Origin of the sequence: Nocardia sp. NPDC060255 (assembly GCF_042727395.1) — a bacterium.
GTDB lineage: Bacteria > Actinomycetota > Actinomycetes > Mycobacteriales > Mycobacteriaceae > Nocardia.
In genome coordinates this window covers 57,633-79,615 of sequence record NZ_JBHXAU010000001.1, presented here as the reverse complement: position 1 = coordinate 79,615, position 21,983 = coordinate 57,633, and the positions used below count along the sequence as shown (strand labels likewise).

Annotated in this window: 22 protein-coding genes; 12 read left to right on the top strand and 10 right to left on the bottom strand. The window is 66.8% G+C overall.

The annotated features are described in order from the left end of the window. Positions 1-23: 23 nt before the first annotated feature. The gene (locus tag ACFWF1_RS00395; RefSeq protein WP_379284268.1) at positions 24-1,541 is read right to left on the bottom strand and encodes an MFS transporter; all 1,518 of its coding nucleotides are present in this window, start codon (positions 1,539-1,541) and stop codon (positions 24-26) included. Between the two features lie 138 nt (positions 1,542-1,679). Between ACFWF1_RS00395 and ACFWF1_RS00390 the strand changes: the two genes are divergently transcribed. Further along, positions 1,680-2,678, top strand: a complete 999-nt coding sequence (locus ACFWF1_RS00390) for an Lrp/AsnC family transcriptional regulator (protein ID WP_379284269.1) — start codon at positions 1,680-1,682, stop codon at positions 2,676-2,678. 7 nt (positions 2,679-2,685) lie between these two features. Here the strand turns inward: ACFWF1_RS00390 and ACFWF1_RS00385 are convergent, their stop codons facing one another. Next, a complete protein-coding gene (locus ACFWF1_RS00385; RefSeq protein ID WP_379284270.1) occupies positions 2,686-3,534 on the bottom strand; it encodes an SDR family NAD(P)-dependent oxidoreductase in 849 nt (282 codons plus the stop codon). Beyond that, positions 3,531-5,120: a flavin-containing monooxygenase gene (locus ACFWF1_RS00380; protein ID WP_379284271.1), complete on the bottom strand. Its 1,590-nt coding sequence runs from the start codon at positions 5,118-5,120 to the stop codon at positions 3,531-3,533. The genes ACFWF1_RS00385 and ACFWF1_RS00380 overlap by 4 nt, the downstream gene beginning before the upstream one ends. A 141-nt stretch (positions 5,121-5,261) precedes the next feature. Between ACFWF1_RS00380 and ACFWF1_RS00375 the strand changes: the two genes are divergently transcribed. Then, a complete protein-coding gene (locus ACFWF1_RS00375) occupies positions 5,262-5,984 on the top strand; it encodes a TetR/AcrR family transcriptional regulator (protein WP_357385863.1) in 723 nt (240 codons plus the stop codon). 180 nt (positions 5,985-6,164) lie between these two features. On the opposite strand, the gene thiD is transcribed toward ACFWF1_RS00375, so the two are convergent. Then, a complete protein-coding gene (gene thiD / locus ACFWF1_RS00370; protein WP_379284272.1) occupies positions 6,165-7,028 on the bottom strand; it encodes a bifunctional hydroxymethylpyrimidine kinase/phosphomethylpyrimidine kinase in 864 nt (287 codons plus the stop codon). Positions 7,029-7,119: 91 nt separating this feature from the next. On the opposite strand from thiD, the gene ACFWF1_RS00365 reads away from it, so the two are divergent. Then, positions 7,120-8,268, top strand: a complete 1,149-nt coding sequence (locus tag ACFWF1_RS00365) for a GTP-binding protein (RefSeq protein WP_379284273.1) — start codon at positions 7,120-7,122, stop codon at positions 8,266-8,268. A gap of 68 nt (positions 8,269-8,336) precedes the next feature. Here ACFWF1_RS00365 and ACFWF1_RS00360 read toward each other — a convergent pair whose 3' ends face one another. Both ACFWF1_RS00360 and ACFWF1_RS00355 read right to left on the bottom strand, forming a co-directional pair. Continuing rightward, positions 8,337-8,960 carry an NAD(P)-dependent oxidoreductase gene (locus tag ACFWF1_RS00360; RefSeq protein WP_379284274.1) on the bottom strand — a complete coding sequence of 208 codons (624 nt, stop codon included), beginning with the start codon at positions 8,958-8,960 and terminating at the stop codon, positions 8,337-8,339. A 123-nt stretch (positions 8,961-9,083) separates the two neighbouring features. Further along, on the bottom strand, positions 9,084-10,220 hold the full coding sequence (locus ACFWF1_RS00355) for an epoxide hydrolase family protein (RefSeq protein WP_379284276.1): 1,137 nt from the start codon (positions 10,218-10,220) through the stop codon (positions 9,084-9,086). Between the two features lie 86 nt (positions 10,221-10,306). Here ACFWF1_RS00355 and ACFWF1_RS00350 point away from each other — a divergent pair, with 86 nt between their 5' ends. Together ACFWF1_RS00350 and ACFWF1_RS00345 are read left to right on the top strand one after the other, a co-directional pair. Beyond that, on the top strand, positions 10,307-10,954 hold the full coding sequence (locus tag ACFWF1_RS00350) for a TetR/AcrR family transcriptional regulator (RefSeq protein ID WP_379284277.1): 648 nt from the start codon (positions 10,307-10,309) through the stop codon (positions 10,952-10,954). 82 nt (positions 10,955-11,036) lie between these two features. Beyond that, positions 11,037-11,444 carry a VOC family protein gene (locus tag ACFWF1_RS00345; protein WP_379284278.1) on the top strand — a complete coding sequence of 136 codons (408 nt, stop codon included), beginning with the start codon at positions 11,037-11,039 and terminating at the stop codon, positions 11,442-11,444. Between the two features lie 7 nt (positions 11,445-11,451). Here ACFWF1_RS00345 and ACFWF1_RS00340 read toward each other — a convergent pair whose 3' ends face one another. Beyond that, positions 11,452-12,351: a thioesterase family protein gene (locus tag ACFWF1_RS00340; RefSeq protein WP_379284279.1), complete on the bottom strand. Its 900-nt coding sequence runs from the start codon at positions 12,349-12,351 to the stop codon at positions 11,452-11,454. Positions 12,352-12,597: 246 nt separating this feature from the next. On the opposite strand from ACFWF1_RS00340, the gene ACFWF1_RS00335 reads away from it, so the two are divergent. After that, on the top strand, positions 12,598-14,136 hold the full coding sequence (locus ACFWF1_RS00335; RefSeq protein ID WP_379284280.1) for an MFS transporter: 1,539 nt from the start codon (positions 12,598-12,600) through the stop codon (positions 14,134-14,136). Here ACFWF1_RS00335 and ACFWF1_RS00330 read toward each other — a convergent pair. Next, the gene (locus ACFWF1_RS00330) at positions 14,133-14,588 is read right to left on the bottom strand and encodes a MarR family winged helix-turn-helix transcriptional regulator (RefSeq protein WP_379284281.1); all 456 of its coding nucleotides are present in this window, start codon (positions 14,586-14,588) and stop codon (positions 14,133-14,135) included. The genes ACFWF1_RS00335 and ACFWF1_RS00330 overlap by 4 nt on opposite strands. 57 nt (positions 14,589-14,645) lie before the next feature. On the opposite strand from ACFWF1_RS00330, the gene ACFWF1_RS00325 reads away from it, so the two are divergent. Then, positions 14,646-15,053, top strand: coding sequence for a VOC family protein (locus ACFWF1_RS00325; RefSeq protein WP_379284283.1), 408 nt, complete (start codon positions 14,646-14,648; stop codon positions 15,051-15,053). Between the two features lie 54 nt (positions 15,054-15,107). After that, positions 15,108-15,599, top strand: a complete 492-nt coding sequence (locus ACFWF1_RS00320) for a tetratricopeptide repeat protein (RefSeq protein ID WP_379284285.1) — start codon at positions 15,108-15,110, stop codon at positions 15,597-15,599. Positions 15,600-15,771: 172 nt separating this feature from the next. Here ACFWF1_RS00320 and ACFWF1_RS00315 read toward each other — a convergent pair whose 3' ends face one another. Next, positions 15,772-16,170: a hypothetical protein gene (locus ACFWF1_RS00315; protein ID WP_379284286.1), complete on the bottom strand. Its 399-nt coding sequence runs from the start codon at positions 16,168-16,170 to the stop codon at positions 15,772-15,774. 220 nt (positions 16,171-16,390) lie between these two features. Between ACFWF1_RS00315 and ACFWF1_RS00310 the strand changes: the two genes are divergently transcribed. Further along, positions 16,391-17,188 (top strand): LLM class flavin-dependent oxidoreductase, encoded by a 798-nt coding sequence (locus ACFWF1_RS00310; RefSeq protein ID WP_379284287.1) that lies wholly within the window; start codon positions 16,391-16,393, stop codon positions 17,186-17,188. A 13-nt stretch (positions 17,189-17,201) separates the two neighbouring features. Here ACFWF1_RS00310 and ACFWF1_RS00305 read toward each other — a convergent pair whose 3' ends face one another. Continuing rightward, positions 17,202-18,245, bottom strand: coding sequence for an Lrp/AsnC family transcriptional regulator (locus ACFWF1_RS00305; protein WP_379284289.1), 1,044 nt, complete (start codon positions 18,243-18,245; stop codon positions 17,202-17,204). A 181-nt stretch (positions 18,246-18,426) separates the two neighbouring features. On the opposite strand from ACFWF1_RS00305, the gene ACFWF1_RS00300 reads away from it, so the two are divergent. Genes ACFWF1_RS00300 through ACFWF1_RS00290 form a run of 3 tightly spaced genes read left to right on the top strand, consistent with a single transcriptional unit; the run spans position 18,427 to position 21,983 of the window. Then, positions 18,427-19,857, top strand: a complete 1,431-nt coding sequence (locus ACFWF1_RS00300; protein ID WP_379284291.1) for an MmgE/PrpD family protein — start codon at positions 18,427-18,429, stop codon at positions 19,855-19,857. Then, on the top strand, positions 19,857-20,732 hold the full coding sequence (locus ACFWF1_RS00295; RefSeq protein ID WP_379284292.1) for an oxaloacetate decarboxylase: 876 nt from the start codon (positions 19,857-19,859) through the stop codon (positions 20,730-20,732). The genes ACFWF1_RS00300 and ACFWF1_RS00295 overlap by 1 nt, the downstream gene beginning before the upstream one ends. A gap of 3 nt (positions 20,733-20,735) precedes the next feature. Further along, positions 20,736-21,983, top strand: a complete 1,248-nt coding sequence (locus ACFWF1_RS00290; RefSeq protein WP_379284293.1) for an aconitase/3-isopropylmalate dehydratase large subunit family protein — start codon at positions 20,736-20,738, stop codon at positions 21,981-21,983.

Below are 21,983 nucleotides of genomic sequence, written 5' to 3'. Positions count from 1 at the left end.
AGCCGAAGCCGAATTCCGGCAAATCAGGCGAGCACCTCCTCTGCTTCGGCAACTTCCATGGCCGGGTTGCCCCGCCTCCGCATGAGCAGCAATACGAGCGCGCTGCCGAGTAACGCCACACCGCCGCTCACCGCGAGAGTGCTCTGCACACCCGCCGCGGCCGCCGCACGCACCGCCTCCGCGAGCCCGGACCGCGCTGCCGCCGGAACCTGCTGCAACAACGTCCCGGACTGACCGCCCCCGATCGCTCGCGCCGTGGTCTCCGCATCCGGCAACCCACGATCGCCGAGCACGTCGGCGGCCCGCGCGGTGAAAACGCTGCCCAGCGTCGCGATACCGAGCGCGAAACTCAGCTGCTGCGCGGTATTCACTGCCCCCGTTGCCATTCCGGCTCGCTGCCACGGAACCGCCGCCATCGCAGCCGAACTCAGCGTCGCGGTGGCCAGTCCGACACCCAGGCCGATGGCCAGGAAGCCGGGAACGAGTGCCACCCAACCGGCTTCGCCGTGCACCAGTAGCGCGCCGAGCACACCGCCGACACCGGTCGCGAATAGCCCGCCGGCGATGATCCGGCCGCGGTGCTCGCCGTGCAGGAACCGCCCGATGCCGCCGGAGACCAGAAAGGCCATGACCGATAACGGAAGTCCCACCGCCCCGGCCTGGATCGCCGTCAACCCGAGCACCGACTGCAACCAGATCTGGGTATACATCAGCGCACCGAACGCCGCGAAGAACAACGCACCGGCGGCGACCAGCACCCCGACGAATGAACGGTCCCGCAGCAGCGCCAGATCGAGCATCGGTTGCGCCGAAGCCTTTTCGACCATGAGGAATAGCACCAGCGACACCGCGGCGAGCAACAGCAGCCACCAGGTGAGCGCATTCGACCAACCGTGTTCGTTCGCCCGGATCAGCGCGTAGGTCGCCGCCGCGGCGCTGACGGTGAACGACGCCATGCCCGCCACATCGACCCGGCCGCGGTGTGGTCGCTCGACATCGGCGAGCACCCAGACGCACAGGGCGATGGCCGCCGCGCTGACCGGCAGGTTGACGAAGAAGATCCAGCGCCACGACGCGAGATCGGTGAGCAGGCCGCCGATGATCGGCCCGATGGCGCTGGACGCGCCCGCGACGGCACCCCAGACGCCGTACGCCGTGCCCTGGTCCCGTCCCGTGTACGAGTTGTTCAACAGGGCGAAGGTGGTGCACGCCATGGTGGTCGCGCCGATCCCCTGCGCCACCCTTGCCACGATGAGCACGGTCGGATTCGGCGCGATCCCGCAGATCAGCGAGGAAACCGCGAACAGGACCAAACCGGCCAGATAGGTCCGCCGATGCCCGGCCAGGTCGGCGATCGAGCCCGCACCGAGCATGAGCGCGGCCATGGCGAGGGCGTATCCGTCGACCACCCATTGCAACGAGCTGAACGACGCGTCCAAGTCGTTGCGCATGTCGGGTAGTGCGACGTTCACGATGGTGACGTCGAGCAGCAGCATGAAGGTGCCGAGACACACCGTCAGCAGCGGCAGCCATTTACGCAAAACCGTTGTCCTCTCTGGAGATTCGTGGGTCGAGACCGCGTCGAGTATCCGGATCAGCGATGAGTACGGTCGCCCCGATGTGGATCAGGCGTAGATTTCCTCCCTATGAGCGCCGCCGCGATAGGCAAAAACTCCATCTTGGATGACGTTGATACGCAGATCGTGCAAGCCCTGCAGCTCGACCCGCGCGTCTCGTTCAATCGAGTCGCCGCCGATCTCGGCATCGCGGAGCAGACCGTTGCCCGCCGCTACCGGCGGTTACGCCGCGACGGCGTGGTCAGGGTGATCGGCGCGGTGGACTCCCGCGCGCTCGGCGAGAACGACTGGATCATCCGGGTGCACTGCCGACCGGACGGCGCCCGGCAGGTGGCCGAGGCGCTGGCCCGCCGCGACGACGCCGCCTGGGTCAGCATCGCGGCCGCCGGTGCCGAGGTAAACTTCTCGCTGCACCCCCGCACGCCGCAGGATCGTGACGACCTACTGGTGCAGCGGCTGCAGCGCACGGCACCGGTGCACGACATCGCGGCGGCGATGATCCTGCACCGCTTCGTCGGACCGGGTGCTGTCGATTGGCGCAGCAGACAAGTCGCCCGGACAGAGAAAAGCACGGCGGCAACGGATTACGCCGACGCTGATCTGCGGCTGCGCGACGAGGACGGCATACTGCTCGAGTTGCTCGCCCGCGATGGGCGCGCCAGCTTCTCGGTCTTGGCCCGTGCCACCGGCGTGAGCATCGGCCGGATCGCGCGCCGCATCGCCGCTCTGCAGGCCGCAGGCATCCTGTACTTCGATCTCGACATCGCCCCTGCCGCACTGGGATCCAGCCTCTGGGCCTTCCTCTGGCTCCGTGTCGCGCCGGCGCAGTTCGATACCGTGGGCCGGGCCATCGCCGAGCACGACGAAACAGCTTATGCCGCAGCGGTTACCGGGCCGTTCAACGTTTTCGCCGTGCTCACCGCGGACACCGCCGACGGCCTGTACCACTACGTGACCACCAAGATGGCGACCCTGGACGGCGTGCACAGCTTCGAGCTGACACCGGTGCTCGAGCGCCTCAAGCAGGCGGGTTCGCGCACCACGGCGGGCCTGCTGATCCCACCGCCGCCGGTGCCACCCCGCGCGGCGCGTCGCCGATAGGGCCTACCTACAGCGCGATACCGAACCGCGCCGCCGTCCGCTTGCCCGCCCGGTACAGCGGCACGCCGAGGTCCTCGTAGGCCGGGCCGAGCAGGCGCGGGATCAGATCGATGGCCCTGGCGTCGGCCCCGATCAACACCCTGGCCTTGTTCTTCTCCACACCGCGCAGGATGGTCTTCGCCGCGGCGTCCGGACTGGTCAGGGTGATGGCGTCCCAACTGCGGCGCAGCGTCTCGAGGTCGACATCGTCGCCGAGGCCGCGCGCGTTCACCGCGATATTCGTCGTCACCCCGCCGGGATGCACGCAGGTGACACCGACCGGATGCCTGGCGATCCGCATCTCCTGCCGCAGCGCCTCGGTGAACCCGCGCACCGCGAATTTTGCGGCGTTGTAGGCACTTTGGGAGGGCACGCCGACGAGGCCGAACACCGAGGACACGTTCACGATGTGGCCGTCACCGGAGGCGATGAGGTCGGGCAGGAAGGCCTTGGTGCCGTGCGCGACGCCCCAGAAGTTGATGTTCATCAACCAGTCGAAGTCGTCCCACTCCATGTCCTCGACGTCGGCCCCGAGGGCAACGCCCGCGTTGTTGAAGACCAGGTTCACCCGCCCGAATTCGCCGCGCACATCCGCGGCGTGTGCGTAGACCGCCGCCCGGTGCGCGACATCGAGCTCATAGGGAATCGCTGTGGCACCGAGCTTTTCGCAGCGACCGGCGGTGTCGGCGACCGACTCGGTGTTGATGTCGGACAGCGCGAGCTGGGCACCGCGCCGGGCGAGTTCCAGCGCGAGGCCACGGCCGATGCCGGAGCCCGCGCCGGTGATCACGGCGACTTTGCCGGTGAAGTTCTTCATGGAACGTCCTTGGGGTTACTGGCTGGGGTCGGCCGGCCATTGGTCAGAGCTGTGGGAAACGTTTGTGCCGGATGGTCTTCCAGTACCAAGGTGGGACGCGTCGGTGAACTCGGTGCGGGACTGAAGAATTCGTATTCCGCCGGATCCAGTCGCCTGGTCTGCAGCCAGTACTGCCAGGTGAATCCGGACCACAGCGTGCGGTTGTTCCCGTGCTCGTCCAGATACCAGCTCTGGCAGCCGCCGGTGTTCCACACCGAGCGCGCCAGTCCGTCCTGCAGCCGGGCGTTGAATCGATCCTGCGCCGCCCGCCGCGGCGCCAGCGCGACCGCGCCCTGCGCGCGCACCTGCCGAATCGCCTGCAGCACATAGTGGATCTGCGCCTCGATCATGAAGATCATCGAATTGTGGCCGAGGCCGGTATTCGGGCCGACCAGGAAGAAGGCGTTGGGCATGTCCGCGACCGTGATCCCGCGATGCGCCTGCACCCCTTCCCGCGCCCAGCGCTCGCCCAGGTCGACGCCGTGCAGACCGACCATCGGGAGATTCTTGAACGAATCGATGACGTGAAAACCGGTGCCGTAGATGATCACATCGACCTTGCGCTCGACGCCGTCGGCCGTGACGATGCCGTCCGCGGTGAACCGGTCGATGCGCTCGGTGACCAACTCGGTCTTGGGGTCGGCGAGCGCCGGATAATAGGTGTCGGAGCCGAGCAATCGCTTACAGCCCGCCCGATAGTTGGGCGTAACCTGTTCTCGCAGAACAGGGTCGGCGATCTGCCGTTCGATATGCCGTTTACCGACCCGCTCCAGCACCTTCAGTAGCGTGGGCCGCCAGTTCATCGCGTACCCGCCGACCTCGGCACCCCAATAGATCCCATTGCGCAGCGCGAGGCGCAGACCGGGCACCCGGGCGAGCGCCCGCCGAAATCGGGCGGAGAACTCCACATCGGCGCGGGGCATCACCCACGGCGGGGTGCGCTGGAACACCGTCAGTTCGGCCACGTCGCCGACGATCTCGGGCACGAATTGGATTGCGCTGGCCCCTGTTCCGATCACCGCGACCCGTTTACCCGCGAGCTCGACTCCGTGATCCCACTGCGCCGAGTGAAAAGCCGGGCCGGTGAAATCCGCACTGCCCTCGAACTCCGGAATGCTCGGAATGTGCAGCGCCCCCACCGCGGACACGAGGAACTGCGCGACATACTCCTGACCGTCCGCGCTGAACGCGTGCCAGCGCCGCTCGGCCTCGTCCCAGTACCCGTGTGCCATGTGCTGGTGGAAACGGATCCGCGGCCGCAGCCGGTATTTGCCGGTGACTTCCTTCAGATAGTCGAAGATCTCCTGCTGCCCGGAGAACAGCCGTCGCCAATTCGTGCGTGGCTCAAAGGAATACGAGTACAGATGGGTCGGCACATCGCAGGCGCAGCCGGGATAGGTGTTGTCCCGCCAGGTACCGCCGATCTCGTCGGCCTGCTCCACGATGAGGTAGTCGTCGATGCCCGCCTGATCGAGCGCGATGCCCATGCCGAGGCCGGAAAAGCCGCTGCCGACGATCAGGACGCGGGTGTGGATCGCGGACGCCATCGTCCCCACCGGCTCTCTGTGTTCAGTATCTCGTACCACCGGTTCCGTGTACTTTTCCGAGTGTGTCCCACGCCTCTTCCGATGTCAACGCCGCGACCCGGTCATCGGTACCGCTGGTAGCAGGTAGCATCCGGAATTGTGATGCGCAGCGGCCGGAAAACAGACGAGGTGCCACGCAAGCGCGTCGACGCACGCACGGAACGCTGGCGTGAGCATCGGCTGAAGGTGCGCGAGGAGTTCGTCGACGCGGCGTTCCGCGCGCTGGACAAGTTCGGGCCCGAGGTCAGCATGGGCGATATCGCCAAGGAGGCCGGCGCGGCAAAGCCCAAGCTGTACCGGCATTTCGAGGACAAGACCGACCTCTACAACGCCATCGTCGATCGGGTCCGCGACATGCTCTGGGAGCAGCTGATCACCGGCGTCGACCTGACCAACGACTCGGCCCACGAACTGGTCCGCCGCGGTGCGGCGGAGTACGCGCTCGTGGTGTCGGAGCACCCCAACGTCTTCCGCTTCATGCTGCACAGCCACTTCGCGCAGCAGTCCGACGATTCCGAACGCGCGCTGCAGTCCGCTCGCCAGTCGGCGAAGCGCGCCGCCGACCTGTTCGCCGAGCTGGCGGCCGACACCCCGGTGGACGTGGACAGTGTCGAACTGGTCATCTATTCGATCTTCGGCGCGGTGGGCTCGGCCACCGACTGGTGGCTCGGCGCGAACCGGTTGAAGACGCAGCCGATGCCGATCGAGAAGTTCGTCGCCTATCTCGCCGAAACCATCGCCGCGCTCACGGCGGCCAATGCCCGGCTCAACGGCATCGTCATCGACACTGATCTGCCACTGCACCTTGCCTTTTCCGGCGAGTAACGCCCTGCCCCGCCGACCGCGCGGGCCGGCGCCGAAGCTGTCGTCGCAGCCACCCGAACTACGTTGTTCTGATCGGACCGCTTCATCGAGGCCAACCGCGTTTGCGACACGTCTATTGTCTCAGCACCCACCGACAAGAATCGGCCCCTAAGGGGCATTTGAAGTGGGGAATTACGAGATTCAGGGGGTGCCCCGACGACAGTCGTTGTGCAGCCGCCAGAGCGGGGACACCGGGCCGTGGCCCGCGCCCAGATCGTACGAGGCGGCGAGGCAGCGGTAGGTCCACTCCTTGGCGAATTCCACTGCTTCCGGCACCGAGTAGCCGTTGGCCAGCGCGCACGCGGTCGCCGCGGCCAGGGTGTCCCCGCCGCCGTGGTCGTTGGTGGTGCTGATCCGCGGCGCGGTGAATTCCAGGAACGTCTCGCCGTCGAAAAGCAGGTCGGTGCTGTATTCCGAGGACCGTAGATGCCCGCCCTTCACGATCGCCCACTGCGGGCCGAGCTGGTGCAGGGCCCGCGCGGCCTGCCGGGCCGACGCGTCATCGGTGACGTCGATGCCGGTGATCAGCCTGACCTCGTCGAGGTTCGGCGTCACCACCGTCGCCAGCGGGAACAGCGTGTGCCGCACCGCATCCAGGGCCTCCTCGTGCAGCAGCGGGTCGCCGTGCATGGAGGCCGCGACCGGATCGACGATCAGCGGAATCCGCCCGTCGCGGCCGATGCCGACCTCCTGGCAGACCTCGACGACGGCCTCGATGATGGCGGTCGAGGCCAGCATGCCGGTCTTGACCGCGCCGACGCCGATATCGGTCACCACGGCGCGCACCTGACCGGCCACGATGTGCGGCGGAATCTCGTGGAAGTCGCTGACTCCCTTCGAGTTCTGCACGGTCACCGCCGCGACGGCTACGCAGGCGTGCACCCCGCACAGGGCCATGGTGCGCGAATCGGCCTGGATTCCGGCGCCTCCACCGGAATCGGTCCCGGCGATGGTGAGCACCCGGACGGGAGTCTGCCCGTCGGGGGTCAATGGCAGCAGCTTCACGAGACAAACCCTACGACCGTTCGCCCGCGCCGCCACGGGCAACCGGCAACCCCGGGTGCTAACGATAAATGAAAACCATTATCATTAAGACATGAACCCTGCACCGACCCCCGACCTGCTCCCCGTCACCGTGCTGTCCGGTTTCCTCGGCGCGGGCAAGACGACGCTGCTCAACCACATCCTCGCCAACCGGGAGGGCCGCCGGGTCGCGGTCATCGTGAACGATATGAGCGAGGTCAACATCGACGCCGCGCTCGTCGCGGGACAGGGACACCTCGACCGGACCGAGGAGAAACTGGTCGAACTGACCAACGGCTGCATCTGCTGCACGCTGCGCGAGGACCTGATCGAGGCGGTGGGCAGGCTGGCCCGCGACGGCCGGTTCGATCAGCTGGTCATCGAGTCGACCGGTATCTCCGAGCCGATGCCGGTGGCCGCGACCTTCGACTGGGAGTTCGAGGACGGGTTCAAACTCGGCGATATCGCGCGGCTGGACACCATGGTGACGGTGGTCGACGCGTCCACGTTCCTGGCCGAGGTGGCCAAGGGGCAGGCGCTGGCCGAGCGGAATCTGCAAGCGGGCGAGGGGGATACGCGCACCATCGCCGACTTGCTGGTGGATCAGGTGGAATTCGCCGATGTGCTGCTGGTGAACAAGACCGATCTGGTCGGCGCGGCGGCCGCGGGCGCGGTGGAAGCTACTGTGCGCAAGCTCAATCCGCGTGCTCACGTACTGCGCACAACCAACGGCGTTGTCGAACTGGCCGACGTGCTCGACACCGGCCGGTACAACCCGGTGGTCGCCGCCGAGGCCGAGGGCTGGGAGGAGGAGTTGGCGGGCGGGCACACGCCGGAGACCGAGGAGTACGGCATCCGTAGCCTCACCTACACTGCGGACCGGCCGTTTCATCCGCAGCGTCTGTCCGATGCGCTGGGTGAACTACGAGGGTTGTTGCGCAGCAAGGGTTTCTGCTGGATCGCCAGCCGTGCGACCTTGGCGGCCATCTGGTCCCAGGCCGGACCCAATCTTGTCTTCGAGCCCGCCGCGTGGTGGTCGGCGCTGGAAGTGCCTGCCGGACAAGAGATCGTCTTCATCGGCATCAAGCTCGATCGGGACAAGGTGCGTGTCTTGCTCGACAACGCGCTGCTCACGGATGCGGAGTTTGCCGAGGGGCCTGCCGAATGGGCCGGCTATCCCGACCCGTTTCCGGCCTGGGGTGAATTGCACGAGCACGCGTAGCAGCAGAGGGCGACCCACGCTCGGCGGGGCCGAAGCGTGGGTCGCGGTGGGCAGCACGTGTCCCGCCCTCAGTTCGAGATACCCGGGGCCTGGTGCAGATAGGTCGTGTCGTTCAGCTGCTCGAGCATGAAGTCGGCGATGTCGGCCCGGGAGATCTTCAACGCCAGCCCACGCTCGTCGGCGGGGAAACCGCGCCGGAAGGCGCGGGTGCGCGGGCCGTCGGTGAACGCGCTCGGCCGCACGATGGTCCAGTCCAGGTCGCTGGCCCGCACGTACGCCTCCTGCTGCACATGGTCGGCGTAGGCCTGGCGCAGCAGCATCCCGAACATCAGGTACTTCCACACGAAGTTCAGGTTGCCCCTGCTGTCGCCCGCGCCGAGCGTGGTCTGCACGATCACCCGCTTGACCCCGGTCCGGCTCATCGCCTCCAGCACCGCGAGGGTGCCTTCGGCCCGGATCACGCCTTTGCGTCCCGCGCCGAGCGAGATCAGCACGGCGTCCTGGCCGACGAGCGCCCGGCCGACCGAATTGGTGTCCAGCACATCGCCTTCCACGATGTGCAGCCGCTCGTGCCGCTGCCCGAGGCCCGCCGCGTTGCGGGTGAAGGCGGTCACCTCGTGCCCCTCCTCGATGGCCTGCGCGACCACCAGGCGACCGACCGTGCTGGTGGCTCCGAAGACTGCGAGTTTCATGGTCTTTCTCTCCTTTGTCGAAAGCTGTTGAGCTGTTGGTGAATCCAGTACAACAGCGCTCAGTGAGACGAACCATGGCCTCGAGTCTCGATGACATAAGAGACTGTCTCGCGCGGCCGGACTTCAGCCGATCTTGGCGAAGAACTGCCGGATGTCGCCGACGAGCAGCTCGGGCGCCTCGTGCGCGGCGAAGTGGCCTGCGGCATCGTTCGGACCGGCGGTCGGCGCGCCCGCGTCGTAGGAGTTCCAGCTGACGATGTTGTGGTGGTCCCGCTCGGCGAACCGGCGGATCGACTGGAAATCGCCCTTGAACATGGCCAGCGCGGTCGGGGTCGTGGTCGGCCCGGTCGGGCGATCGGTGCTGTGCGCCTCCTCGTAGTAGAACCGGACCGAGGATGCCGCGGTGCCGGTCAGCCAGTAGAGCGCGACATTGCCGATGACGAACTCGGCGTCCAGGCTCTCGCCGAAAAGCTGGGCGTTCCAACCCAACAGCCCGAGCGGCGAATCGGTGAGCGCGTAGGCCAGCGTCTGCGGCTGCTGGCTGCACAGGATGTTGAAAGCCATCTTGTTGTCCTGGAACCACTTCAGGTGCTCGAGCGCCGCCAGGTCCGCCGCCGAGAGGTCGGCGAATTCGGCCGGATCGCCGGACGGGAACGAAAACAGTTGCGTCACATGGACACCCACCACCCGGTCCGGCGCCAGGCGGCCGATCTCCGGGGAGACCATCGAGCCGCCGTCGTTGCCGATCGCACCGAAGCGCTGGTAGCCGAGCCGATCCATCAGCTCGATCCAGGCCTTGGCGACGCGGCGCAGGGTCCACCCGGTGCTGTGCGTCGGGCCGGAGAAACCCATCCCGGGCAGGGCCGGAATCACCAGGTGGAAGGCGGGATCGTCGGGCGACTCCGGTGCGGTCAGCGACTCGATGAGATCGAGGAATTCGAGCACCGAACCGGGCCAGCCGTGGGTGAGGACCACCGGCAGCGCGTCCGCGCGGGCCGACCGGATGTGCAGGAAGTAGATGTTCTCGCCGTCGATCTCGGTGGTGAACTGCGGGTAGGAGTTCAGCTTCGCCTCGAGCGCCCGCCAGTCGAAGGTCTCCAGCCAGTACTGCGCGAGAGTGCGCACCCGATCCACGGGCACGCCGTAGGAGTCGCCGACGCCCGGCAGTTCGCTCGGCCACAGGGCCCGGCGCAGGCGGTCGGCCAGATCGTCGAGCTGGGCCTGGGGGACGTTGATCTGGAAGGGCTTGATGGTGCTCATGGCGATCTCCTTGTGAAACGGAATGCTTCGTTCCGTTTGAACAGTAGCAGAACGGATCATTCCGTTTCAAGTGCTAGGCTGAAGTCATGCCGAAATCACCCGATGCTCCAGCTCAGAAGGCCTTGCCCGGCCGGAAGGCGCAGGCGGCCCGCAACGACGGGCTGATCCTGGACGCGGCGCGCGCCGTGTTCCTGGCCGACGCCAATGCCCCGATCGCCGCCGTCGCCGAGCGGGCCGGAGTGGGGATCAGCGCGCTGTATCGCCGGTACCCGAGCAAGGAGGTCCTGCTGCGCACGCTCTGTTACGACGGGCTGCGCCGCTACAACGTGGAAGCCGATGCGGCACTGGAGGATTCGGACGGCTGGCAGGGGCTGGTCGGTTTTCTGGAGCGCGTCGTCGACGCCGACGTGCACTCGCTGACGGTGCACCTCGCAGGCACCTTCACCCCGGACGAGTCGATCCTGCCCGCCGTGACGCATTCGGCCGAGGCGAACGACGAGATCGTGCGCCGCGCGCGGGCCACCGGCCGGCTGCGTCCCGGTGTCACCTCGGAGGATCTCGGCCTCATCCTGGAATCGTGCGCGGCCATCTCGATGCCCGATCCGGATCGCACCGCGCAGCTGCGCCGCCGGGTGCTGGCCATGCTGGTGGCCGGCCTGTCCGTGGACGGTGAACTGCCCGGCCCCCCGCCCAGGGCGGGCGAGTTCGCCTGGCGTTGGGAGCGGCGGCAATGAGCCGTCGCGCAATGCCGGCGAATTCGCCCGCCGCGCGCCGTCCGCGCTGGTAGGAATACTGCAGACGCGAAAGGACCCCGCTATGAACTGGACGCTCGAGGTGGTGATCGTCCCGGTGTCGGACATCGACCGGGCGAAGGACTTCTACTCGCGGAAACTGGGCTTCGTCATCGACCACGACGTGGTGCCCGGCGAGGGGATGCGCATCGTGCAGCTCACCCCGCCCGGCTCCGGCTGCTCCATCGTGATCGGCGAGGGCGCCGTCCCGAAGATGACGCCCGGGTCGTTGCAGGGCCTGCAACTGGTCGTGCCAGATATCCGAAAGGCGCACGCCGAGTTGGTATCTCGCGGCGTAGACGTGAGCGACGTGCAGATCCTCGGCGCCAACCCGCCCGACGTGGCCGACCCGCTCGATAACATCGGCTTCGTCTTCTTCGCCGACCCCGACGGCAACGGCTGGACGGTCCAGCAGATCTCCACTCGCCCCTGACGACCACTCACCGGGTGGTGAGGAACAGGGTCTGGGTGCTGCGGCCCAGCGGCCCCTTCTCGTCGAAGAGCGCGGATTCGGCCAGGCCGATGCCGTGCGGTTGCGGATAGGTGACCGCGTCCAGGCAGACCCATTCACCGGCAGGCTGCCGGTGCAGGGTGACCGTGAGATCGGTATTGATGAACAGGTAACTGGACCAGTCGAGCACTGAACTGACGCCGTTGCCGGAGTCAGCGGCGGCCAGCGTGCGTTCCAGCGGGCTCGGGTCGGTGCCCGCGACGATCGGGTACTTCAGCCTGATCCAGCAGATCGCCGGTCCAGTTTCGACGAAAGAGCCGGTGACGAAGCGGTATTCGATGCCGGTGTGGAAGCCGACGGCCTGGTCCGACGGGAACAGCGTCGCGCCCGGTGCGTGCTCAGGTCCGGGGCGGGCACCGGTCGGCAGGATATGTTGGGGGAGTTGCAGTTCCGGCTCGGCTCGCTTGAATCGCCATGCGTTGGCCTGCATTACCGGGCCACGATCGCTGGACAAGCTCGCCTCGATCAACTCCACACTGCGGCCCGCACGCGCGACGCGGGTCCGAACGGTGAGCGGCTCCAACGGAATCGGCCCCAGGATCTCCACAGCGACCCGTCCCACCTGAAACCCCTCGCGCGGCTCACAGCGCTCGATCGCGTGCCCCAGCAGGGCGGAGGGCGGACCGGCATGCTGCGCATCCGGCGACCACGGCCCCCGGGTCAGCTCGGTCGAAACGAACCGATTCGGGTCTGCGTCGTCAGGTAGGTAGAAAGCCGCTAGCTCGCCTCTCCGCGACTCTTGCCGATTGTGGGAGCTCGCGGACGTTTCGTCGCGGGCCGGCGATCGATTGCCGGGACCGGTTTCCGGCGTGCCCGATGAGTTACCCATGTCCTCACGAAATCAGATGGCCCGTCGGGCAACTGATCGGGGGTGGTCCGGCGTATCAGGCTCGGCCGAAGGCCAGCCCCACGTTGTGTCCGCTGAAGCCGAACGAGTTGTCAGTGCGTAGTCGATGCGCTGCCCACCTGGCGCGCCGAACCCTGCGCTAGTTGTTCCTTGGATGACCGGCGGCGCGGTTACTTGGTGTTTGCTAGAGCGCGGTGGATGCTGGGTTGGGGCTAGTGAGGAGGCGGGATGGCTGCGAGTGTGCCTGGGGCGGAGGCCGGCAAATCGACGGTGGGTGGCGTGCGGTGGGTGATGCTCGCTGTGCTGTGCGCCAGCCTGTTGTTGGTGGCGATGGATGCCACCATTTTGAATGTCGCGCTGCCGTCGCTGATCGCCGATCTGCGGGTGGGGCAGCTCGAACAGCTGTGGATCATCGACGTATATGGGCTGGTGCTCGGCGGTTTGCTGATCACCACGGGCGCGGTCGGTGACCGGGTCGGCCGAAAGCTGCTGTTCCTGCTGGGGTTCGTGCTCTTCGGGGTGGCCTCGGTGGTGGCGGCGACGTCGCATTGTTCATGGCAGTTGATTGCCGGGCGGGTGCTGCTCGCCATCGGCGGCGCGATGGTGATGCCGTCGACGTTGTCGCTGATCAGGAACATCTTCACCGATGTGCGCGAGCGCACCCTGGCCATCGGCATCTGGGCCGCGGTGGCGGGCGCGGGCGCGACCATCGGCCCGATCGTCGGCGGGGTGCTGGTCGAACAGTTCGGCTGGGCCTCGGCGTTCTGGTTGAACGTGCCCGTCGTCGTGCTCACCGTGGCGGTCGGCGCCTGGCTGCTGCCGGAATACCGTGCGCCACAATCAGGTTCGCTCGATTGGCTGGCCGCGGTGCTGTCCATTGTCGGCATCGTCGGATTGGCCTGGGGCATCAAGCATGTCGCCAAGGGCACACCCGCACCGGCGGACTGGGTGATCCTGGTGCTCGGCGTGCTGCTGCTCGTCTGGTTCGCCCGCCGCCAGCTCGCCGCTACCGACCCGCTGCTCGACGTGCGGTTGTTCCGTAACGGCGCCTTCTCTGCCGCCGCGCTGGCCACGCTGCTCGCCATGCTCGCGATCGGCGCCGCGCTGTTCTTGATCTCGCTGTGGTTGCAGTACGTGCACGGATACTCGCCGTCCGAGGCGGGCCTGCGCACCCTGCCGTCCGCGCTGACCCTGCTGGTCGCGTCGCTGGCGACCCCGTGGCTGATGCAGCACATCGGCGTTCGCGCGGTGCTCGCCATCGGGCTCGGCGCGCTGGCCATCGGTTTCCTCGGGCTGGCGCTGAGTCCCGAGCCGACCACGTATCCCGTTGTCGCACTGGTGCTCGCGTCCTTCGGCCTCGGCGACGGTCTGGCGATCACCGCGGCCGCCGCCGTCCTGGTCTCCGCGGTGCCGCCGGAACGTGCCGGGCAGGCCGGGGCCGTGTCGGAGACCAACTACGAGCTCGGCATCGGCCTCGGTGTCGCCTTGCTCGGTAGCATCCACGGCCGCATCTTCACCGAGAACATGGTGGGGCTCCCGCTGCGTGGTGAAAACCTCGATGAAGCAAGGGAATCCATCGGTGGTGCCGTGGAAGTAGCCGACCGCCTGGACAATGCGACCCGCGAGCAAGTCCTCGCCACCGCCCGCCACGCCTTCGACACCGCTCTCACCACCACCGCCTACATCTCCGCGGCGATCGTCATCACCGTCGCTGTTGTCGCAGTCTGGTTGGTTCCCAAAGGATTCCGAGTTACCGGATCCCATTAGCTCTCAGACGGGTAGGCGTGGTCGAAGAGGCGGCGCATCAGGTCGGACAGTTGATCGCGCTCCTTCGGGCTCAGCGGCGCGAGCAAGTCGGCACCGACCTGGTGCGCGTCCTTGTCGAGCGCGGTCAGGGCGGCGCGACCGGTGCGGGTGATCCGCACGGTCATCCGTCGTCGATCGGTCTCGTCTCGCGTGCGCTCGACCTGCCCGGCCGCGGCAAGCTCGTCGACGATCTTGGCCACATCGCTGGGGTGAATGGTGAGCCGCTCGGCCAGATCCCGCTGTGCGTGCGGCCCGAAGTCGGCCAGGGCGGCGAGTATCGCCATGTGCCACAGGCGAAGTCCCCGCGCCGCCAACCGATCCGCGAACTGCCCGCGGGCGGCCTTGCCCACTCGCGACAGCAGGTAGATATCCAACCCGAGCAAGCTCGGCGGCAATGCGCGTCCAGCGTCCATCGACCTATTGTAGGGCCAGACCTATAATAGGTCAGAACCTACTAAATGGAGAATGCCATGGACGCCCTGCATCCGAGACTGCTCGTCACCCGCTTCGCCGACTGCTTCACCTTCTACGCCGCCGTACTCCCGGAGCTGATCGGCGCCGAACTGATCAAGGGCACCGCCGCAGGCCCCTACGCCAACTGGGACGTCGACAACCAAGCCGTCCTGGTCCTGTTCGACCGCGCCGCCATGGCCGACATAGCGGGAACCACCACCCTGCCAACACAATCCGCCCCTGCCCAAGACGCAGTCATGTTCGTCTGCCGCGTCAAAGACGTGGATGCAGGCCTGGACCTCTGCATCCGACACGGCGCAACCGTCGTCGCCGCTCCCACCGACCGTGCACAGTGGGGTCCCAACCTACGGACCGCCCACCTCCGCGACCCCGACGGCACTCTGATCGAACTCCAGTCCTACTGACCGTGCTCGGCAGGACCCTTCGGCCGCAGCGCGATCTGTGCGAAAGTTGGCAGCGTGAACCGAGATTGGGAAGAGCGGGTAGCTGCGGCCTGGGCCACCTTCGATGACTACGACGAAGCCCGGGCCGGCGAGTTCCGTGCCGTGATCGATGCGTTGGTCGCCGAGTTGCCCAGCGATCACCCGCTCGGCCCCTTCGAGCAGGCGGGTGCCTGGGATTCAACGGGCCACTCCGACAAGGCGATTCCGCTGTATCGGGAGGCGTTGACGCGTGGGCTCGACGGTAGCCCGCGGCGGCAGGCCACCATCCAACTGTCGAGTTCGCTACGGAACATCGGTCAGGCGGAGGAGGGGGTCAAGCTCTTGACCGAGGAGCTCGCCGCTCGGTCCGACGAATTGGACGACGCCGTACGCGCGTTCCTGGCCCTGTGCCTGTCCACTCTCGGCCGCGACCGCGAGGCACTCTCGCTGACACTCGGCGCCCTCGCCTCGCATCTGCCTCGATACCAGCGCTCCACCGCGAATTACGCCCGCGAATTGGTCGAGTAAGGCCCTTCCGTTCAGCCCGCCGCGTCGGGTTCCTCGCCGATTGCCTTGAGCGCGAGCCGATGCAGGGGGCGCCGCTCCTGCTCGTCGACACGGCACCGAGGTCCCGTGGTAGCGCGTCGCGGGGTCCTGAGCGGACCCCGCGACCAGATGTACAGCGCCGAGCCGGCATTCGTCAGGCGTCGAGGGCCGCTGTGATCTTGCGCCCCATCGCCGCCACGGCAGGGCTCGGCTCGCCCTTGCTGGACTGAGCGGCTTCGACGGCGACGAGGACGGTGTCGCGGAAGTTGACGTCCTCGCCCGGATACTGCTTGCCGAGCAGGTGCATGGCCGCGGTCAGGCTCGGCAGCACGTGGTCGGCCAGGTCGGCGACCGACTTACCTTGCAGGTGAATATCTTTGGACTTAGCGGAGAGCACGTGCCCGACCAGCCCGGTCGCCGAGGTCAGGGCGATGGAGCCGTGCGAGATGCCCTTGTGCGGCGCACCGGCGGCAGCCATGAGCGCGACAGCGCCGTAGGCGGCGGTCCGCAGGGTGCTCTTGTCCTGGTCGCTGAGGGTGATGGTGATAGACATGGTGTGTACTCCTCGAAATCGGTTGTGGCACTGACTCTGTCGGTGCCGTTCGTTTTGTTCGATGTGCCCACTCTGGCTGGGCTCGCTGACATCGACCTGACACCCGCCTGACGCCCACTGTCACGGGTTTCGGTCGGGTAGCCGTCGGACTGTTCCGATGAGTTTCGGGTGGGTCGGCCGTCACTATGTCTAAATGAACCGACAGAGAGGGAATTCGGCCATGACGCGACCGTTTCGATTCGGGGTTGTCGCCCCGCTCATGACTGACCTGCCGACGTGGCGAGACCGCGTGCGGCGCATCGCCGACAGCGGCTACTCGACGCTGCTGGTACCGGATTTCCCGCTCACGCAACCGGCGCCTGGTCCCTTACTGGCCACTGCCGCGGCCTTTACCGATCTGCGCGTAGGCACCTGGGTGTATGCCTCACCGTTCCGCCCGCCCTGGATGACGGCGTGGGAAGCGCATTCGCTGTCGCTGCTGACCGACGGTCGTTTCGAGATGGGCATCGGCACCGGCAGGCCGGGAATCGAGGACGAGCTCCGCGACAAGGGACTGCCCGTGCTCCCGCCGAGCGAGCGGCTGGCCCAGATCGGTGAAACCGTCCGGGCGCTACGCGATCTCGATGGCCCCGACCTGCACACGCCGGTGGCGATGGCGGTACTCGGCCCGAAGGCCCGGGCACTGGCGGCCGAGGTCGCGGACACGGTCACCTTCGCGCTGGGGCCTCAACCACGGTCTGAAGTCGCGCGACTGGCCCAGGACTTCCGCGCGGTTCCGAACATCGAGCTCGCGCTCGCCGTGCCGGTCATCGGCGACAGCGTCGCACCGCACATGGGACCTCCCGACACCGACCCCGCAGCGCTCCGCGCAGCGGACGCGCTGACCGTACTTCCGGACGACCCGGCCGCCGCCATCGAGGAAATCCAGCGGCGCCGAGAGGAAATCGGCTTCTCCTACTTCATCATCGGCGCCGACTCCGCCGAAAGGTTCGCACCGGTCGTCGCAAAGCTCGTGTGATGACAGGCCGTGGTCAGCTAGAGGGTTCGGTGATCGGCGCCCAGGGGTCGACGGGGACGACTTCGGTCCCATGACCGGCACTGTCGAGCATGCGGCCCCAGGATTTGCAGGGCCGCAGCACTACTCGCTGGTCGGCTACCGCCGCCATGGGGAATGTCCGGTGGATCCGGTCGAGAATTTCGGAGAGCTCGGCGATCTGGTGGACCTGCGACATCACCATCAGGTTGGCCGATCCGATGGTGGACAGGCAGATCCTCGTCTCCGGCCATTGCCCGATCTCGTCACCGACGCGGCGTAGCTCGGGGTGCGGAACGGTGAGCCATAAGACGAGTTCGGCGGGCCAGCCCCCTTCGCTGCGCGCAAAGTCGGTGCGGAAATTCATCATTCCGCGTTTGACGAGCGAAGCCAGTCGACGCTTGGTTAGATGCTCGGAGGTGCCGAGTTCTCTTGCGAGATCACGGTATCGGGCTCTCCCGTCGCGTTGAAGAGCGAGAAATAGGGCGCGGTCGTCGGGCTCGAACGAGCGGTCACGTGCTGCTTGCCCGCCCGCATTCTCGGTTTCGTCGACCACTGAACGTTGCTGACTCGTGTCGATTGCGCCCAGACGCCATTGGACCCCGCTGTGCCAACGCAGGCCGACATGCGCCTGAGCTCCGGCGATTCCGGGGATGTGCGGTAATCGCTCCAAGAGCAGTGCCGTCAGCGTCTGCATGTCTCCGGTGAACACCAGGGTATGGATGTCGAAGGCTCCGTCGGTGAAGTACACGCTCCCGACCTGAGGGATCGTGGCCAGTGCCTGCGCGACCTCCATGACACGTCCTGGTTCGGCTTTGACCTCGTACACCGCCCCGGCCAGCGCCAACTTCGGGCCGGGCACTGACGACACCCAGGCCCGGCCCGATTCCGAGAGTCGTTGCCATCGACGGGCCGCGGTGACGGCGGAGATGTTCAACGCCGAGCCCAGTCGCTCGAAGCTCGCCCGCGGATTGGCGTGCAAGGCATCGAGCAACGTCAGTTCGAGTTCGTCGACGCCGGCCCGTGCACGGGTCTCGGGCATATCTGCTCCCTCTGGTATCTGCACCAACGCCACCGAGCCGACCTGCACCGTATCGGTCGGAGATTCGCTATTTCCGACATTAGTCGGTCGATCAGCGGATAGTTCCATCTTCGGATCTCACGCGCATCGACTTTTCCTTCGATTTCACGATCGGCAAGGTTGTCGGTAGTTCACTAATTGCATGAGCGACACGACAACCCCCGAGGTCACAGTTCCGCTTGCCAGCTGGGTCGAGCAGCTCACGCTCGACACGATTCCCGAACGCGTGCGCACGCGCGCCAAACACCTTCTCCTCGACGGTGTGGCGTGCGGGCTGGTCGGTGCGCAACTGCCGTGGTCGCGGGTTGCGACCAAGTCCGTCTTGGGCCTGGAAGGCGCGGGCGAGGTGTCGGTGATAGGCACCGGAGCCACCACCAGCGGGCCTGCGGCAGTCCTGTTGAACAGCACCTTCATTCAGGGCTTCGAGCTCGATGACTTCCATCCCCTGGCACCGTTGCATAGCAACTCGCTGATCCTGCCCGTGCTATTGGCGTCGGCGCAGCAGTTCGGCGGTGCGTCGGGGGCGGCGGCGCTGACCGCGGCCATCGCCGGTTACGAGGTGGGGCCACGGGTCGGGCTGGCGTTACACGGGTCGGAGATGCTGTCGCGGGGCTGGCACAGCGGCCCGGTGTTCGGCACCCACACTGCCGCAATGGCCGCGGGCAAGCTACGCGAACTCGACGCCGCGATGCTCGAGGATGCCCTCGGCATGGCGGGCACCCAGTCGGGGGGCCTGATGGCCGCCCAATACGAGGCCATGTCCAAGCGTATGCAACACGGATTCGCCGCGCGCAACGGCTATTACGCCGCGGGACTGGCCGAAGGGGGCTACACCGGCATCAAGAAGGTATTCGACCGACCCTACGGCGGCTATCTGGCCGTCTTCGGTGAAGGCCACAACCCGGACCCCGCGCGGGTCATCGCCGGACTCGGCGAGAGCTGGCACACCGAAGTGATCATGGTGAAATCCTATGCCGCCCAAGGCGGGTTGCACGGGACCATCCAGGCCGCGCTCGAACTGCGCGCCGAACACCGGATCGACCCGAAGTCCATCGCGCACATCGAGATTCGGGTCGGGCAGACCGTCTATTCGCACGGCTGGTGGCAACCGGAGCGTCCGCTGACGTCGATCGGCGCGCAGATGAACCTGGGGTACGCCGCCTCGGTGGCGTTACTCGACGGCGCGGTGCTGCCGCCGCAGTTCACCGAGGAACGCCTCGACGCCGATGACGTGTGGGAGCTGCTCGGCAAGGTCGAGGTCAAGCTGGACGAGAACATCCAGAACGGGCCCGCCTCCGAGCGTTACGCCTCCGAGCTGACCATCACGCTCAACGACGGCACCGTGCTGGAGAACAGGATCGTGCAGCCCCACGGCGGCCCATCCGACCCGGTCACCAACGACGATCTCATTGCCAAATACCGAGCACTAGTCGGCCCGTTGGTGGCCACCGAACGACTCGATGCAATTCAGCGAGCAGTCCTGAGGCTTGACGAACTCGCCGATATCCGCGATCTGGCCCACCTGCTGGCCGCGCCGGTCGCGGGAGCTTTGGCTGGAAAGGAACAGCTGTAATGAGCCACCACGAGGCCCGGGTAAAGCTGCGCGCGGCCATTGCCGGTGCTGAAGTGATCATCGCCCCCGGCGTCTTCGACGGAATCTCCGCGTCACTCGTGAGCCGGATCGGGTTCAGCGCGGCATACCTGACCGGTGCGGGGGTAGCGGCCTCCGGGTTCGGACTACCCGACATCGGCTTGCTCACCCAGACCGAAATGGTAGAGCGTGCAAGGGTTTTGGTGCGCACGCTTGGCGATATCCCGCTCATCGCCGACGCCGACACCGGCTACGGTGCACCGCTGAACGTGATCCGCACCGTCCGCGAGTACGAAGCCGCAGGGGTTGCCGCAATCCAGTTGGAGGACCAGGCATTTCCGAAGAAGTGCGGGCACCTGCCGGACAAGGAACTCGTCGATACCGGCGAGTTCGTCGCCAAACTCGCGGCCGCACTCGATGCCCGCACCGATCCCGATCTGGTGGTCATCGCCCGCACCGATGCGCGCGGGCCCCTTGGCATCGACGCCGCGATCGACCGCGCCAACGCGTACGCCGCCGCGGGTGCCGATGTGATCTTCGTCGAAGCGCCGCAGGGCATCGAGGAGATCGAGCAGATCGCTAAGGAGGTGTCGGCACCGCTGCTGATCAATCTAGTGATCGGCGGGCTGACACCGATCGAATCGACCGCCCGATTGCGTGAGCTCGGCTACGCGATAGCGATCCATCCCTCGCTGCCACTGGGTGCCGCGACGTTCGCCATGCTGACCGGCCTGGCCGAACTCCTCGGCCGCGATCCGTCGCCGTGGCTGCCCGCCGAACCCGCCGAGTTCTTCGATCTGCTCGGCTTGGCCGAATGGTCCGAGCTCGGCGAGCGTTTCCGTTCGGAAGGAGCCTGAACCATGGGCATGACCATGATCGAGAACCTGCTGGCCCGCAAAGCCGGTGTCGCACAGGTTCGTCCAGGTGACATCGTCACCGTCGATGTCGACATGTGCGTCATGATCGACCTGCAATTCGCGACGCTGTGGATCCCGCCCAGCCGGATCCACAATCCGGACAAAGTCGCCGTGATCATGGACCACGCGGTCCCGGCACCCACACTCGAGGACGCCGAGGGCGGACCGAAGGCACGAAAGTTCGTCGCAGACTTCGGAATCGAGAAGTTCTTCGACGTGGGCCGCCACGGCATCTGCCACCAGGTGATCGCCGAGAACGGTCTTGCCCGCCCCGGCGAAGTGCTGGCCTGCACCGATTCGCACACCTGCGCCGGTGGCGCCTACAACACCGCCGCTCGCGGCTTGGGGCCCGCCGAGCTGTACTCCATCCTCTGCACCGGTTCCACCTGGCTCCAGGTCGCGCCCACCATCCGCTACGAACTCAACGGCCAACTCCCCGAGGGGATCAGCGGCAAAGACGTCTTCCTCTCCATCGCCGACACCTACGGCGACGCCACCAACCAGAACCTCGAATTCGGCGGCTCCGGCCTGGCGAGCATCCCACTCAACGACCGCCGCACCATCGCCACCCAGGCAGCCGAAATCTCCGCTGACTTCGCCACTTTCGGTGTCGATGACGTGCTGCGGGAGTTCCTCACCGACAGGGGAGTGCGCGACTTCGAGCCCGCCGACGCCGACTCGGACGCGGAATACCTCGCCGTCCGCGCCATCGATCTGGCCGGTCTCGAACCCTATGTCGCACGGCCGGGCACGGTGAGCCACAACGGATTACCCGTATCCCAGATCGAACGGCGCACCATCGATCAGGCCTTCATCGGCTCCTGCGCCAATGGCCAACTCGACGATCTGCGGATCGCCGCGCGGATCCTGCGTGGCAGGACCGTCGCGCCCGGGGTGCGGTTGTTGGTGACTCCGGCTTCGCAGCAGGTCTACCGCGACGCGATGCGCTTGGGTTATCTCCAGGACATCGCCGATGCCGGTGGCGTGGTCACCAATTCCACCTGCGGGGCGTGTTTCGGCTACCACATGGGCGTCGTCGGCTCCGGTGAAGTCTGCCTCACCTCGAGCACTCGAAACTTCAAAGGCCGCATGGGAAGCACCGAAGCCGAAATCTATCTGGCATCCCCGGCCACCGTCGCCGCGTCGGCCGTCGCCGGGTACATCACCGACCCCCGGAGGGTGACCGCATGA

What these genes read in the sequence shown, in the direction of transcription:
- ACFWF1_RS00385 (WP_379284270.1), bottom strand. Translation starts at nt 3,534, where the DNA reads ATGAAGAACTTCACCGGCAAAGTCGCCGTGATCACCGGCGCGGGCTCC.
- ACFWF1_RS00380 (WP_379284271.1), bottom strand. Translation starts at nt 5,120, where the DNA reads ATGGCGTCCGCGATCCACACCCGCGTCCTGATCGTCGGCAGCGGCTTT.
- ACFWF1_RS00375 (WP_357385863.1), top strand. Translation starts at nt 5,262, where the DNA reads ATGCGCAGCGGCCGGAAAACAGACGAGGTGCCACGCAAGCGCGTCGAC.
- ACFWF1_RS00365 (WP_379284273.1), top strand. Translation starts at nt 7,120, where the DNA reads ATGAACCCTGCACCGACCCCCGACCTGCTCCCCGTCACCGTGCTGTCC.
- ACFWF1_RS00360 (WP_379284274.1), bottom strand. Translation starts at nt 8,960, where the DNA reads ATGAAACTCGCAGTCTTCGGAGCCACCAGCACGGTCGGTCGCCTGGTG.
- ACFWF1_RS00355 (WP_379284276.1), bottom strand. Translation starts at nt 10,220, where the DNA reads ATGAGCACCATCAAGCCCTTCCAGATCAACGTCCCCCAGGCCCAGCTC.
- ACFWF1_RS00350 (WP_379284277.1), top strand. Translation starts at nt 10,307, where the DNA reads ATGCCGAAATCACCCGATGCTCCAGCTCAGAAGGCCTTGCCCGGCCGG.
- ACFWF1_RS00345 (WP_379284278.1), top strand. Translation starts at nt 11,037, where the DNA reads ATGAACTGGACGCTCGAGGTGGTGATCGTCCCGGTGTCGGACATCGAC.
- ACFWF1_RS00340 (WP_379284279.1), bottom strand. Translation starts at nt 12,351, where the DNA reads ATGGGTAACTCATCGGGCACGCCGGAAACCGGTCCCGGCAATCGATCG.
- ACFWF1_RS00335 (WP_379284280.1), top strand. Translation starts at nt 12,598, where the DNA reads ATGGCTGCGAGTGTGCCTGGGGCGGAGGCCGGCAAATCGACGGTGGGT.
- ACFWF1_RS00330 (WP_379284281.1), bottom strand. Translation starts at nt 14,588, where the DNA reads ATGGACGCTGGACGCGCATTGCCGCCGAGCTTGCTCGGGTTGGATATC.
- ACFWF1_RS00325 (WP_379284283.1), top strand. Translation starts at nt 14,646, where the DNA reads ATGGACGCCCTGCATCCGAGACTGCTCGTCACCCGCTTCGCCGACTGC.
- ACFWF1_RS00315 (WP_379284286.1), bottom strand. Translation starts at nt 16,170, where the DNA reads ATGTCTATCACCATCACCCTCAGCGACCAGGACAAGAGCACCCTGCGG.
- ACFWF1_RS00310 (WP_379284287.1), top strand. Translation starts at nt 16,391, where the DNA reads ATGACGCGACCGTTTCGATTCGGGGTTGTCGCCCCGCTCATGACTGAC.
- ACFWF1_RS00305 (WP_379284289.1), bottom strand. Translation starts at nt 18,245, where the DNA reads ATGCCCGAGACCCGTGCACGGGCCGGCGTCGACGAACTCGAACTGACG.
- ACFWF1_RS00300 (WP_379284291.1), top strand. Translation starts at nt 18,427, where the DNA reads ATGAGCGACACGACAACCCCCGAGGTCACAGTTCCGCTTGCCAGCTGG.
- ACFWF1_RS00295 (WP_379284292.1), top strand. Translation starts at nt 19,857, where the DNA reads ATGAGCCACCACGAGGCCCGGGTAAAGCTGCGCGCGGCCATTGCCGGT.
- ACFWF1_RS00290 (WP_379284293.1), top strand. Translation starts at nt 20,736, where the DNA reads ATGGGCATGACCATGATCGAGAACCTGCTGGCCCGCAAAGCCGGTGTC.